This window comes from Deltaproteobacteria bacterium HGW-Deltaproteobacteria-4 (genome assembly GCA_002841765.1).
Classification (GTDB): domain Bacteria; phylum Desulfobacterota; class Desulfuromonadia; order Desulfuromonadales; family UBA2197; genus UBA2197.
In genome coordinates this window covers 192,081-206,968 of sequence record PHAV01000009.1, presented here as the reverse complement: position 1 = coordinate 206,968, position 14,888 = coordinate 192,081, and the positions used below count along the sequence as shown (strand labels likewise).

Below are 14,888 nucleotides of genomic sequence, written 5' to 3'. Positions count from 1 at the left end.
TGGAAATCGGCACTCAATCAGTTTACGATCATCTTCGGCGACAGGATGCCGACTTATTAACCGACAAACCCATTTACACAAAATCCTTTACAGGCCCTATCCAGAAGCTGTCTTGTCAAGTGATCAATTTTTTCCTGTAAAGCATCTTTTACATTTTGCGGCTCAGGAATATAAAGCGCAGAATCAAGTCTTTCTACGAAAAATGCAGCAGCCTTGGTTAAATCAATATGACCAAGATCTATGAACGCCGGTAGGTTCTGACTTGTTGCACTTATCTCGGTAAAATGGAACCATTTCAAGCCATCGGTAAGGAAAAGATTGTCTATACGCAGCGTGCATCCGTATCTGATCATTTGTGCAAAGGCTGCTTCAAGGGGTTGACCCAGTTTTTTTGCTTCAATAACTATTGGCTTCTCTGCATTGTCAGTATTCAAGAAATAGTCTAGACAGCCTTTCAGTTCTCCGGAAGAAATGGGTTTTTCCACCTCGACTGTCGCTGGATTTGCAACATCCCACCCCAATGCCCTTAAAATCGGATCAATAAGAACAGCGCGTGTTACTGCCTCACTATTCTGTAATTGTTCCCGGTAACTTGACGACGAGGATTTGACCAATTTTAACGTCTCGCACAACGCACTTAATGGGCTTTGCATAAATACCTCCTGCAACGAATTGAATCGAGAAGGAGTCACGGTACACGCACAGAGGGTGTTTGTCATCCGTATTTTTTGCACTCTTTGAGTGGTATTTGATTGACGGTCTCTGTTGCTATAGTTCCCGACCATGGGAACCTTGAAAATACATAACAACAAAGAAATCGGCGAGCGGATCAAATTTCGCCGGCAGGACATCCAGATGTCTCAGGAGAAGCTTGCGGAAATTCTTGAGGTGTCTTACCAGCAGGTTCAGCGGTATGAGAGTGGAAAGAATGCAATCAACGTTGAGCGAATTCAGCAAGTAGCGAACGCCCTCGGAGTCCGGGTGAGTTATTTCTTTGAAGAATCTTCGGAGCCAATTGCTGCCGATCCATCTGGATACTTTATATCCTCAGATGTAAAAGTTCTCTTGCGGCACTTTTCAAAGGTAACCGGAAAGGCCGCAAGGGAGTTTGTCATCACTGCTGCTCGGTTGGCTGCGAAGAAAAATGAATGAACGAAAACCTTATTGTCGTTCATAATCCGATCAAATAAAACGAATTACAGCTTTAGTTTGGCCATCATGCTCAACATTGAACTGCTGTCAGCAGCGTCGTGCTCATCGACCAATCGATCAAATGTTCGCCAGTGCATCCCCTTTGGTTTTTCCAGCATTTCGCCAAAAAACTCGTCTCGATCCAGCCGACTCGCAATCTTATTCCTCCGTCGCAGTGCCCGATACGAAAAATTCTCACGTTGACAGAAATACGCAAGATCAAGACAATGACGGCAGCCTACGGTTGGCGGTGTCAGTACAAGGACAGCCATCCTGCTGCTGCATCGTGGGCAGATCAGCCATTTTCGATTGCCGCCAAATCTGCAAGGGGTCTGTGAAATGCGGATCAACTTTTCCATTGAGCCCGGCATGCCAGTTGTCGGGTCTTGCCATTTGCAGGCAATGATCATTTTGTCTCCCTTTACAATAAGCGAAGCACGGCAGATGGTTTCACCATCTCCCAACCTCCATGTGAGGGCATGAACGCCATTGTCAAACATCTGATATTTTTTAAGAAAACGAGCATCGACCCTTAATTGATCTTCAAGGCATCCCTTGCTGTCCCATCGATACCAGCTGCCACTCCCTCTACCACCCATATCTTCTCCATTTTTGACGAAATCATTTGTGAAATTCACTTTTACTCTTATCTCTCCCTACTGCTAAGTTAGAGAGTAAGCATCACGTTTCAATGGAATTTCCTTCACAAAATCAATTGTCGTTGTTGAGATTTTCAGTTTGGTAGCGACTACTTGAAAAATTGCCAAACACAACATTTGAAGTCGATTGAAGAGGTTTTCCTGCCTCTTTTGTCTTCGATGGAACAATACAGGGACCGTTTGGCAGTTTTTCTCCCTTTATAGGGGGTGCCAAAGTGCCAAACGGGATAGGATCGTAGTAACTTGTATTATGAAGCCCCTTCTGAATGATCCAGAATCGATCAACACCCTTTTCCAGTAAGGCCCGTACCTTTTTTTCTCCACCATAGGTAAAGCGGGAATCAGCTTCTGCCGCTGTCACAATATCGCCCTGCTTTACTCTCCCCTCTGTGCTGATTCGAGTGAGGATAGCGTGGAGGCTTTCAAGTGCTTCGTCCTCGGGATTTTTGGCCGAGACAAATTGCTCAAGATCGGTGTCAAATGTCAGAAAAACCTTGAAGGGGCGATATCGTGTCTTTTTTCCGGTACCAAACCGATAAGTTTTATTCTGCACATCGTCATCATCCTCTGCCTCTTGTTCGCTTCCGGGCTTACTCGTCTGATAAAGAGCAAGCGTTTGATCGCAGAGGTCGAAGATAGCGCCACTTCCTTTAAATTGGCGGTCATTCCCTTTCGGCGTGTGGTGAAGAAGGACCACTGTTGCGCCGGCATCACGAAGTTCGCGCATTCGTCGCATGATCAAGCTCATGGTTTCGGAATTATTTTCATCCCCACCATGCGCAGATCGCAGAGTGTCAATAATGAACAATGCTTTTGGATATCGCGAAAGGAGTTCCCTGTAAGCCTCGCTGCCTGCTTTATCTAATGCAGGCGGGTTAAGGCTTGAATCCCAAAACAAAACCCCGTCCACAGCAGTTTTCTTCGCCCGTTCGCTAAGCACTGCCAGACTATTCTCAAAATCAACGACGATTACTTGAGTTTTGCAAGTCTTCATCCCGTAGATATCCGTTCCTTTGTCAATAGCATCTGCAACCTGCATTGCCAGAGTCGTTTTGCCTATCCCACCACGACCATAGAGGAGCGTCACAGACTCCCGAGGAATCAGACCATCTACCAACCATTCGATTTGAATATTCATCGCACGTAATTCTTTGCCAGTTTTGAGGGTAGGAATTACTGAAGAAGTGACAAAGCCAAGTGAACGCTCTGAGTTCCCGTAACTTTCTGGGGGTAAAATTGACGTATCCTCTACAATTTTGAGCAGTTTCTCTCTGTCGTTACCGAAGACAGACTGCCAGTCGATAACATCCCCCTTTGATGGGAGGTCAGGGAGTTCTACAATTTTTAGACTGGCAGCCTTATTCTTCATCGAAGAGCAGATAGTCTCACCATACTTTTTCCCCGGTGTGTCATTATCTGTTAGAATGACAATGTGTTTCCCGGCGAGTGGGAGGGTATAGGAATCATCCCAACTGCTGCCTGCTCCGTGTGGAAGGGTGGTTGCTAACAATCCCCATGAGACAAGAAAATCGGCTTGCTTTTCTCCTTCTGTAATAAGGACCAGACTCCCAGCTGGAGCATTTATTATTTCCGGTAATCGGTAGAGAAGAGGACCACATGGCTGCCCAGGTTTTCCATCAGGGCCCTTGATGATGAACTCCTTGGCTTTCCTTCTGTCTCGTGAAGGTTCAATCCGTTCTTTTGTGTATGCGTGATTACCCTTGGCATCGTGATAGGTGAACTTCTCCGTGACACGGCATTTAATGGGCGGGATAGTTTCAATTCCTGCTTTGGCTGCCAACGAGTGGAGTGAATCTTTAAAGTCCATGCCATGGATATGGCCATATAGATCAAAGATATCACCCCTCAGCCCGCAAGCTTGACAATTGAAGCTGCCATTGTCAGTGAATAACAACATCGACGGATTGGCATCTCCATTATTGTGCCTCTCTGGGTTTAGACATCGGGCAATCAGTTTGCCTTTAGCGGCGCTTTTTGCGTCAGGCTTCAATTCCTTAAGCAGGACGGGTATATCCAGAGCAGCAATGACAGCATCCTTGTCAATTTTCATGATGCCCCCCTGCTACCGTACTTAGTTGGACTTTCTTCAACAGAAAATTTTTAGGGATTGCATGGCGATCCTTGTCATGATAATTATTTTTCACAGTGTATTTCCTTTCTTGATAGGCCGAGCGGTGGCACCCGCCCGGCCTATAATTTTTGAGCCGATCACACGTTTCAACACAGGAGGACACACGGAATAAAGTCAACAGAATTAGATAATTATGCAGCATTTATTCTCTCCTTCATCCAAACTTCAATTGCATCCTCATGCCAAGCGACCGCTCCCAAAGACAGCCGCACGCGCTTGGGGAATGTGCCCGCTGCTTCCAACCGATAGATGGTCGCTTTGCTCAGTCCTGTTTTCTCTGTGACGTGCTTGATCCGAAGAAATTTCATGCCTTGATCCTCCCAAAAGAAGTTGTATGGTGTCGCATGAAGAGACTTTTATCTTCATTTCAAGGGAAGATCTTGTCAGGATCTTTATGTAAATTTTTTCTAATTTTTTGATCTACAGGAACATTGTGATTTCTTGCTGGGTGGGGGGATTGATCAAGGGGAAGGACTTATTTGAGGTGAGAGGGAAAGCTAGAAAATTTTCCGGCAGAAGCTAACTCCGTCATCAACTTAGCACGACGAAGATATCTTAGAACCTCCTGATCTATTTTTCTTAGATGCTCATGTTTATCTGTACCGAGAGCATCTTTACGAGTTGATTTCGACGTATCCGTAATGTTTGTAAATAATTTTTGAAAAAATAGAGATTTGATGGTTTCAAGCGGACAATCCTCGGTCTCTATATGTTCATTGTCTAGTAGTCGAAGGATAGGCTCATTCTCAAAACATCTGCCTGAAAATAACTCCCAAAGTGTTTTCCCTCTGTTATCCACAAGCTCAGACATATTCTTATCGACAATTGAGCGAGAAATATCCCAAGTTTTACATCCATAAATTTTTACTAAGTCATGGATAATAATCGATCTGAATAGAGAAAGAATTTGATCTTTACGAAAACCTTTCGGAAATTCAAACAACATAAAACGGCAGCGAATACTCCTCTTTCTCGCGCGGTAAATTACAGCTCCTCTACTTAGTTGTGACGGATGAGGTGCTCCTCCCGGATCATCTAATACTTGTTTTTTGAGTCGATTTCGTTCTCGAATTGATATTCCTACCGCACCATATTTTCTTCCAACGGTTCGAGGGATTAAATCTCTTGGCTCCCATCGATAGTGCTCGTCCTCCGGGTCTTCAGCTAGACGATGAAGAAATCTACCGACACTTCCTCTCGGAAGCATTGCAAAAATTCCCTTACGATTTGCACGAACACTCCTTATATAAAACTGATACTGCAGGAAATAAAATATCTTCCTAAATTCATGAAGGTTCATAACAGCTAAACCCTCGCCCCCGCAAACGCCGAAGCCGTACTAGTATTCCAAATGAAACTGTAAACCTCTTTCGCGGCAACCTGCTTATCCTGTTCAGTAAACGGTGGCGATGGCAATTTCTGGTAGAGGTGATCGAGAATAAAGACTTCCACTTCGGCCTGCGTCTGTTCCTTCTGAGTCCACTGTTCCAGCGGGGCCAGCAGCTTCTGAATCTCCTGCAGCAGATCTTGACTGGCCAGCTTCACTCTCTCCCGATCGGCCTTGTTGATGCCGTCTCGCAGCAGCAGGCTGAATAAAGCGTATTCCTCTTCACTTAGCCCTTCTTCAATCGCCTTGTGTTGCTCATCATCCAAAGAGGCGGCGAGGTCGGTTATCTTGGCGAAGGTCTCTTCGATACTGACCCGGTCCTTCTCGCGATTGTAGTCTGCAATGATCTCTTGATAGCGTTTGTAGTAATCCATTCGGTTCGGATTCCACCTCAACATGGCCGCCAGCTTCTGCTCGACAATCTCCCGCATGTCCTGTAGCGCCGTTGCCTTGCGTCGCACCTTCTTGGCAAATTCCTCCCGCAGCTTCTCCAGATCGATATTGCTCAGATCGTAGAAGCGGGAATCGTTGACTTCAGCAACTTGCGGGGTCTGGGCGCGGATCGCTTCGTTGACGATCAGATGGAGCTGCTTGAGTAGGTCGGTTACATCGGCATTGTCGCGGCGCTCGGTCAGCTTCTTGTAGATCGCTTCGATATTGTCGTGTCGCTCGGCATACAGGAGCGCCGCCGGTTCCATCAGCAGTCCTTTGAAACGGATGAAGATCTGCCGGGCCATGATCTCGAATCGCCGCTTCGATTCGTCCGAGGTGTAAACGGCATCGACCGCATCGGCGAGGGCTTGTATCCTGATCCATCCCGTCGTTCCAATCAGGCTGGTCGGATCAAAACCCAATCCACGCAGATACGTTTCGGTCGCATCGATGGCCTCACTCAACGCCCTCACGCGCTCCTCAATCGGCGCAACGATTTCACCCCCGCCCTCACCCTCATCTCCGAGGGCATACTGCGCCAAAGCCTCACGCAGGCTCTTGAGCATGCCATTGTAATCGACGATCAGGCCGAAGTCTTTGCCGGGGTAGCGCCGATTCGCACGAGCGATGGCCTGCATCAAGGTGTGCGCCTTCATCGGTTTGTCAATGTAGAGGGTGGAGAGGCTTTCCACATCAAAGCCGGTCAGCCACATGGCGCAGACAATGGCGATGCGGAAGGGATGTTCCGGGTTTTTAAAAGCTGATTCCACATCGACCCGCTTACCATCGTCCGACTCGAAGCCAAGCTTCATGATGGATCGGTGTGGGATGATATCGAATCCCCACTTTTTGAAATCAGCGACCTCGTTCTGAGCCTCGCTGATGATGATCTCGATGATGGTGCTCTCCAGCCACGCCGCTTTCGCCTTCAGGCGGTCTCGCTGGGCATAAAGGAGTTGTCGGGTATCACTATCCGTTGTTTTCGCCAGCTCGGCTTCACGAAGCTGAAGCTCCTGCCGTACCGCTGACAGCTTCTTCTTCCAGCGCGGCATGATCAATTGATGCATCCGGGCACAGGTGATCTTGTCCACACAGACCAGCATTGCCTTGCCCGACTCCCACCGCGTCGATGCATGCTCGACAAAATCGTCGGCCAGCTTCGCCAGTCGATCGTCGGCGGTGATCACTTCATAATCCTTGCCCAGCAGCCTTTCAAGCAACGCGTTCTGATCCTGATCCAGCTCTGCCTTGCTGATGGCGTCAGCGATGCGGTCATTCAAATCGAGCCGGGCAATCCCCAGCTTCTCTCCCCGGTTTTCGTAGACGAGCTTGACCGTCGCGCCATCTTCTTCGGAGCGCTTGAAATCGTAACAGGAGACATAGCTGCCAAAGATCCGTTTGGTCAGGTTGTCATGCTTGAAGAGAGGCGTGCCGGTAAAGCCTATGAAGGCGGCGCTGGGAAGGGCCAGACGCATATTCCGGGCGAGTTTTCCCGCCTGCGTGCGGTGCGCCTCGTCAGAGATGACAATAATGTCGTCCCGGCGACTGAACGGCTCTTCCGGGTTCACATTCTGGTTGAATTTGTGGATGAGGGAGAAAATGTAGCCGTGGTTCTGCTTGAGGATGAGCTCCAGATCCTTGCCGGAACTGGCTCGTGGGGTCTGGTCGTTGGTGATACCGCAGCCGACGAATGTCCGGTAAATCTGACTATCGAGATCGTTACGATCCGTCATCAACAGAAAGGTAAAGTTTCCCGGCACGGTCCGGCGGACCTTCTCGGCAAAGAAAGCCATCGAATAGGATTTCCCCGAGCCTTGCGTATGCCAGAAGACGCCGAGCTTACCGAGATCCGGATGCGCCGCTTCAGGGATGCGTAACATCTTCGGTTCATCGGCAGGGAGGAGCGCTTGCTGATCTTCATCCGTCACTTGCTCGCGGGGCAGCTCAATCAATCGATACATCAACCGTTCTGACACCGGGATTCGTTGCTTCAGTTCTTCCTGATGAAGCACCGAGGCGACGGCACTGTTGACCCCCATCACTTGATGATTCCGGGCCACCACCTTGCGCACCGCCCCCGGCTTGCTGGCATCAAAGAGGATGAAGTTCTCGACGATATCGAGCAGCCGCCCTTTCTCCAGCATGCCATTCAGCAGGATCTCGGCATCGACACCCCCCTTATCCTTCTCCTCCAGCCGCTTCCATTCGGAGAAGTGTTCCCACTGGCTGGTGATCGAACCATAACGTGCCCGGTGACCGTTACTGACGATGACGAAGGCATTGTGATGAAAGGCGTGGGCGATGACGTGTTCGTCGAGATAGTCCTGCAGGTTGCCGTTGAACCCCGCTCGGATGTTTTTGTAGACCGCTTTCAGTTCGATAAAGACCAGCGGCAGGCCGTTGACGAAACAGATCAGATCCGCCCGGCGGTTATAGTTCGGTGAACGCAGCCCGGTGATTTTAAGTTCCCGAACGGCAATGAAGCGATTTTTGGCAACGTGCTGGAAATCGATCACCCGTGCTTGACTATGGCGAAGATGGCCGCTGGTGTCCTGATAACTCACCGGCACGCCGTTGCGGATCATCTTGTAAAAGGCTTGATTGTGTTGCGGGAGCGAGCGGGAAAAATCATGGTGGGTAAGTTTGAGGACGGCCTCTTCGATCGCTTTTTCGGGCAGCTCCGGATTCAGGCGGGCAACGGCGCTGCGCAGGTCACGTTTCAGCACCACCTCGCGAGTATCCGCCCGCCCCAGTGTCCCATCCGGCCCGAAGGTCTCGGCATTGTAGGCGTAGACACTCTCCCAGCCGAGCTCCTGTTCCAGATGCTCGGCAAAGGTGGACTGAACCAGCCGGTCTTCGCTATTGATGTCAGTGATCATCTGCCCTCCAAGGCAACATCAGAATCTCAAACTCATTCCGTTTGGCTCAGCTTTTTGGCTCAAATTTGGTTCATTTAAAACGAATTTCCCGGCAGAAAGTTCACGAATAACGAACAGATACGAAAACCATTGGGAAGCTAGTCTTGTTTTTATGGATTTTTCTTGGTTATTTCCTAATTTGTGAACCAAAGATTCTTCACTCGGAGTTTGCTGCTAGCCGGTAACGAGCGCCATTACGCTCGCCCACCATCACCACCACGCCAAGAGTTACCAACTCGGCCAGTGCTCTTTTTAGTTGTGATCGGTTGACCTCTGGTCCAATTCGACCACTGATCTCCCCGATCTTCGATTGAGGATAACGACGGAGATCTTCACGTACCAACTCTTGAAGCCGATGGGGCTCAATTCGTTTCAGGGTTGTCGGCAGTTTGATACCAGAATCGCGAAGGAGCGCCGGGTCGACAAAATAACGAGTTGCCTGCGTCCGACCGACGCTTTTCACCAGATCAAGCGTGAGCAGTCTCCCGAACCATGGAACCAACTCTTCGGTACTACTCACCTCAAGGAGCGTTGCCAGCTCACGTGCCGTCAGTCCTTCAGCTTGAGCCAATGTCGCCAGGGTAATCCTTTCTCGCTGTCCCAGCTGATAGCGCCCATCGGCCTCGGTGACAAGGCGAATCACCTCCGGCTTCAAGATGCGCCGCTTGATCGTTATCTTGACCCAATCCGGCCCTTCTTCTGGCACTGGCGCCGGACGACCCGAGGAAAGGAGACGATCATAAAGCATGTCAAAACCGCTCCCCTCTTTCTCCATCAAGCCGATGTCGTGGAAGATGCTGGCAAGCCCTTCATTGCGCCGGCGACTGGCGTGCAGGATGTTCTGCGGGGTAACACCCATCGGTAATCGTCCGGGGTTGACCACTTCCAATCGTTCCGGATGGAGATTGAGAAAAAGATCGCCGCGCTGGGTGTAAGGTCGATGCACCAGGGCATTGACCAGTAATTCTCGAATAACCTTCTCATCGAATGCCGGAATCTGACGGCGGAAAAGTCCTTCGGCAATTTCGTAGCTCTCCCGGAAGTCCGGCACCTCACGCCACACGGCGTCGACCAGTTCGATGGGTGACAGAGCATAATCATCCCAGAGCCACTTGTTGATCTTCTGCCCCATCTCGTCGTACTTGATGGCCTGTATCAGCGGCGCGGTGCCAAGCCTTCGACGTTGCACTGCTGTGCCAAGAAGCAGCACGCCCAGGTGGGTCAGAGTTACCCCTTCGGCAAGGGCATAGTGGGTCAGTAACTCGTCGGCACTCTTCTCCTTGACTGAACTTTTCACCCGATCGGACGAACGAATGGCCGCTACGAATGCGTTGTACTTGTCAGCATCAATCTCGCTACGGGGGACATGACTGTCCATCGTTTCCCATGGCCGCCCCGGTCGCTCATCGGCGAGACGCATCACATCATCCCCCAGCACCGGCTGGCTGGTATCCCCCACCCGAAGATAAAAACGCCCATCAGAGGTAGAAGCCACGCTCTGGCTGCGATTTACGAGCAGTTTGATATATTCACCGCCATTGTCTGCTCGGGTAATGCTCGGCAACACAACGACATTAACAGTCAGTTCACCAATCCGTTTGCGGATGGTGTCCAGCATCTCCGGCTTGATCCGCTGCTCAGCAGGAGGAAGGATCACCTTGTCTTCGATGCCGATGAACAGCCGTCCACCCTGGGCATTGGCAAAGGCGACGCAGTCCTTGGCCAGCTCGGGGAAGTCGGCGGTCTTTCCCGTCACGGTTCGGAGTGATTTTTTGTCGCTCAGCTGACCTTCAAGGCTCATTCTAAGTTTTCTCCATCAATGGCATATCTTGCCGAACTATACTCAAAGTAGACAATGCCCCCTGCTTGAAACTGTCCAATGAAACTTCATCACAAAGGAATTTGCCCTCTGAATCTTCTTGAAGTCCCCCTGTCAACGCAAACCTTTTCGTATCCTTTGCCCGATTAAGGTCTACATATATGGATGAAGCTAGAGCTTCTTTCTGCTCAAGAGGGTTTTGGAGAATGCTCAATTGATACTCGTCTATCCCGTATTTGTATAATCGATAAAGATAGAATCTTGCATTATTTTCTATGGCTGAGTTCAGCTCGTTCCCTTTTAACTCTATGGCACCGCTCTCATGCTTCCGGCCTTTTACTTCAATAAACCGTGTTATTTTTGCGAGGTTCCGGTCAGCACCTGATCTGAACGCTTCTCGATCATCAGGTGTAGAAAAACTTAAGATGTCGCACCCAAATGCTAGACTACCCGTGATCTGGCCAACCAAGAGAGGGAATCGAGGGGGATCACAAGTTTCTTCGAATTCGACGGCTTTTCGCTCGCAAAATGCACCATCCGTTACCTTATGTGTAACTGTTGGTTTTGCACCACCCGTTGTTCTTTGAATTCTGAGCGGGTGCTTTATAGGAGTGCCAACTGGATTATGCGGTTCTGGCAATATTGAGAGCGGACCGCCACTCGAAGGATTAGGAGATGGTGCCTCCGTTTCTTCAGGTTTCTCTGGAGGTGCTACTGTATTCGTCTGAGGATCTTTCGGTTGTACGGGTTTCACAGTCGGATCTTCAATGGGTTGGCTTGCTGGCATTGTAGCCACACGAGATGACGTATCAGCGGCACCAAAATCTGCAATAATCTGCTCCATATTCTCATCCGCAACCTCGCCCCGAATTCTAAGCAAGAGGGATTTGCGGTCTCGTTCAGCACAGAGAAACATCCTTGCGAACTCACCACCATCTCCAATGCGAAATATAGAAGCAATTGCAGCACCGATCGTGTCCGCTAGAAGATCATTGGCTATATTCAGAGGCTCTGCTGGATCTGACCGAACATAAAGCACATCATTTTCTATAAGCCATCCCCAAATCGGTGGCATGAATTCGAATTCTTGGTCTTCGTATTTTATAACTGCTGTCAACTCAGAACAGATTCTGAGAGACAAACTTTTCAAAGACTTAAGGTATTGCGCTCGAATAGTCTGTGAATTCCTCAATAAATATAGAAACGGTTTCGCCTTCTGGAACTCCTGATCCAAATTGGCAGAAAGTTGATAACTCCGGACGCGCTGATCTATCCCCATGCGGTCAATTGCTTTTACGCCAAATACTCGTTCAACCTTATCTGGCCCAAGTCGGTACGGGAGATCTACTATATTCAAGTTTGATAGCAAGCTGGTAGGTAGACCCTCAGAATCAGCATGGCGAAGGTCATTGACCGGATAATATCCAGTTATTTCTCTGTGGACTCCCCACATTTTACCGCTTTTGATAAATCTCTCTTTTGCTGCCGCTCCGCTTCCCATTGCCAAGTCAGAGGCATCAAGCAACCAACGATAGAGAGATCGTGCCAGCTTACCTTCAGGGTCTCGCTCAGGGAGTTCCGTCAAACGAGCATAAATGTCTTCCAATTCTAGTTCGGCTAAACTGGTCAGGACTCCTGCCCGTCGCCAGCCTTCAATCAGGTCGGCATCAACTAACCTAAATCGATCCATTTCTTCAGACGATGGTTTTGGCGGCCTCGGGAACAGGGCTTCAATAGCTCGTTGACCCAAGACGCAGTCCCTTGGTCTAAGAAGTTCACCATTTTCACTGGGTATCCAAGAGGTGCTTTCAATTTTCCAGCGGAGATAACTTGGTAACGGGTTGCGGTAAAGACGTAAATTAATATCGGCAGAGTATCGAGCAGTAAGCTGTGCGTTATCTGTTTGAGGTCTTAACCAATGATGTATTCGGGTGTCCAGTGCCAACCAAGCTGTGATGGCAGCAGGTGGAGCGTTGCTAAGGATTTCTTTCAAACTGTCGACAGAGCGGATCTTTGTTAGTCTAGGATTTTGAACTTTTTCCATCGTTTCGAAAAAATATTCTCCAAACTTTGTTGGATATAGGATTTTACCCAGCACGAAGTTTAGGAATCCATCGTCTGGGTGATCATTAAATTCTTCTCTTGGCCATTCAGCAACCCCAATCCACGTAAGGAATGCTTGTATGTCATCCGGGCTACCTGTCAGTCCAGTCCGATCAGGTGCTACAACCAACTTGTCGAGACTTTTTGTGTAAAGGGACTGCAAAATATTGCCATGGCTTCCATAGCCACTACCAAAGTAAAGCTTATCTGCTGAAGCAGTTGCGCCTGCTTGCGTCGGTAAGGGCAGAGATACATTTGCCGGGAAGTCAGGTCGTTTACCAGTTTTCCCCTCTGTCAGAAAAAAAGAGAACACGGCAGCTCTGACATCTTCATCAATTTTTGTAGTGAGATCTGGTTGCCTCCTCTTTAGCCTGTTGGCATCTGTCAGCAAGCGACGTATTAAATTTGCAAGGGAGTATTCCAGCACACCGAATGACGATAGCTTTCCTTGAAGGTCACGAACATCTTGTGCCTTTAATTGCCGCATGAGCTCGATGCGTAATCCATCGTGCAGAAAGCGTAGAGACATCCAGTCAGGAAGAGTTGGCGTTGATGTGGCGCTCGGAGCAAGAAAAACCTGAGAAGCATCCAGAACAGTGTCGTTGTTATTATCAAGTAACAATGAAGAACTATGGACAGATCGGTCAATCTCATACCTTATGAGTCCAGAAATCAGTGAAGCGCGCTCATTAACCGATAGGTCCTTATGTTCAATGATACGCCTTCTTAATTCATTATTGACTAATTGAGGGACTTTAAGTGCAGCAAAAAACTCCCGTTCTTTTTCAGATCGAACAACTGCCACTTCAGGAAACACAGTAGCAGGCAACCATGAATTATCTTCACCTTTCACAATTCTGGCGTCTTTAGGACACATGGGTATGCCGCTCAATGTCGGAATAATGGCTCGCTCTTGTGCGGCCAGAATCAATTGCTCAGGGAACTCCTCTCGGACCAGATCACTCGGATAGTTACTAAGAGGGAGCAACAACCTGAAGCCTGCATTTGGGCCTTCCGGATAATTCCTGGAGCGGCTTTCTGCGACTTCGGCAAGAAAAATAGCCAGTTGGTCGAGCACATATTTATTGCTTTTGCGTGGTTCTGTGTGATTGCGGTTTTGGTTTAGTTCGAGTGTTACGTGGCAGACTACAGGAAGTGGCAATTCAATTTCAGTCGGGAAATGGGAAAACAGCGGCGATGTCTTCAACTCTTCAATACGCACAACGTCTGGAATAGCCACAGCGACTTCGTAATCCAAAGGACCATTTTGATCAGGGTCGAGTTTGTCCTCGGGGATTGCATCTGTTTTACGGTGGACTCTCCATAGTCCTAATGGTTCGCCGTTCTGAATCACCATCGATAAATCGTCATTACCTTCTAATCGCCACATACGATCGACTGTGTTGGGAGTGACAAAACGAATTTCAGCAAGATTCGTAACGAATAACAGAACTTCAGGGCGCAAGATTTTAAGTTGTTTCTTCGCTGACTTATAAGCATTTGGCCGGTCAAAAGGCATTCCTACGATTGTATCATACCCTTTTTCTCGCCATGCTTTGCATCGTTCAAAAATCAATGTTGCAGAGTTGTTTGCAAGCAAAGGATCTAAGCAGCCTGACTCTGAGTAGCCCGGAAATGGCAAGAGAGGGAGAATCAGTTCGTCCGTTTCGCCACGCTCTTGATCCACCCGATGTTTTATCTCAGGATTTTTAATGAGCGAAGATAAGGTTTGCTTCAAGAAGTCGGGACAGTACGCTAGGCTCAGTGCTCCACTGAGTATTATAGGGGAATGTGACCAGTTTAGAATTGAACGGAATCCAAGCCCTTTATTGCCGATGAGATGTCGTCTTTTACGCCATTTGGGGCTCAGGTGAGCAGTTTCAAGTGACTGAACCCCTCCAACCGAAAAAGATGCACCTGTATTTGCTACAATTAATCCTTCAGGTAATAACTCTATAACAACCCGACCGGCACAATCATGTTCCCGTGCCTGGTCCGCAGCATTTTGCAGCAACTCCAGGATTTCCCGCCCTTCATAAGCTCGGGTAATTGATTTCTCTTTCCTATAATCAGCTATCAACGTGGCAGGTTTTGCCAGATAAGAATTGCGGGACTTCTCTTCCTCGGATGCAAGCCAAGAAAACCATTCTGCCGAGTTATCTGGTATCCATGAGTCGTCAATTGCCTTAAAATCTTGCATTACACTGTATTCCTCTGTGTGGTCGAT

Annotated in this window: 9 protein-coding genes; 1 reads left to right on the top strand and 8 read right to left on the bottom strand. The window is 48.7% G+C overall.

All coding sequences use genetic code 11. The annotated features are described in order from the left end of the window. Nucleotides 1-56: 56 nt before the first annotated feature. On the bottom strand, nt 57-653 hold the full coding sequence (locus CVU69_08165) for a hypothetical protein (protein PKN12446.1): 597 nt from the start codon (nt 651-653) through the stop codon (nt 57-59). Between the two features lie 130 nt (nt 654-783). On the opposite strand from CVU69_08165, the gene CVU69_08160 reads away from it, so the two are divergent. Next, nucleotides 784-1,152, top strand: coding sequence for a hypothetical protein (locus CVU69_08160; GenBank protein PKN12445.1), 369 nt, complete (start codon nt 784-786; stop codon nt 1,150-1,152). Nucleotides 1,153-1,196: 44 nt separating this feature from the next. On the opposite strand, the gene CVU69_08155 is transcribed toward CVU69_08160, so the two are convergent. The 7 genes from CVU69_08155 to CVU69_08125 form a co-directional block, all read right to left on the bottom strand. Then, complete coding sequence (locus tag CVU69_08155) at nt 1,197-1,790, bottom strand: hypothetical protein (GenBank protein ID PKN12444.1); 594 nt, start codon at nt 1,788-1,790, stop codon at nt 1,197-1,199. A 112-nt stretch (nt 1,791-1,902) separates the two neighbouring features. Beyond that, nucleotides 1,903-3,921, bottom strand: a complete 2,019-nt coding sequence (locus tag CVU69_08150) for a hypothetical protein (GenBank protein PKN12443.1) — start codon at nt 3,919-3,921, stop codon at nt 1,903-1,905. 212 nt (nt 3,922-4,133) lie between these two features. Further along, nucleotides 4,134-4,310 (bottom strand): DNA-binding protein, encoded by a 177-nt coding sequence (locus CVU69_08145; protein ID PKN12442.1) that lies wholly within the window; start codon nt 4,308-4,310, stop codon nt 4,134-4,136. Nucleotides 4,311-4,477: 167 nt separating this feature from the next. Beyond that, nucleotides 4,478-4,948, bottom strand: coding sequence for a hypothetical protein (locus tag CVU69_08140; protein ID PKN12441.1), 471 nt, complete (start codon nt 4,946-4,948; stop codon nt 4,478-4,480). Between the two features lie 359 nt (nt 4,949-5,307). Further along, the gene (locus tag CVU69_08135) at nt 5,308-8,700 is read right to left on the bottom strand and encodes a type I restriction endonuclease subunit R (protein ID PKN12440.1); all 3,393 of its coding nucleotides are present in this window, start codon (nt 8,698-8,700) and stop codon (nt 5,308-5,310) included. Nucleotides 8,701-8,896: 196 nt separating this feature from the next. After that, entirely contained in the window at nt 8,897-10,540 is a 1,644-nt protein-coding gene (locus CVU69_08130) for an ATP-dependent DNA helicase (GenBank protein ID PKN12439.1), read from the bottom strand. A gap of 1 nt (nt 10,541) precedes the next feature. Next, complete coding sequence (locus CVU69_08125; GenBank protein PKN12438.1) at nt 10,542-14,861, bottom strand: hypothetical protein; 4,320 nt, start codon at nt 14,859-14,861, stop codon at nt 10,542-10,544. Between the last annotated feature and the right edge of the window lie 27 nt (nt 14,862-14,888).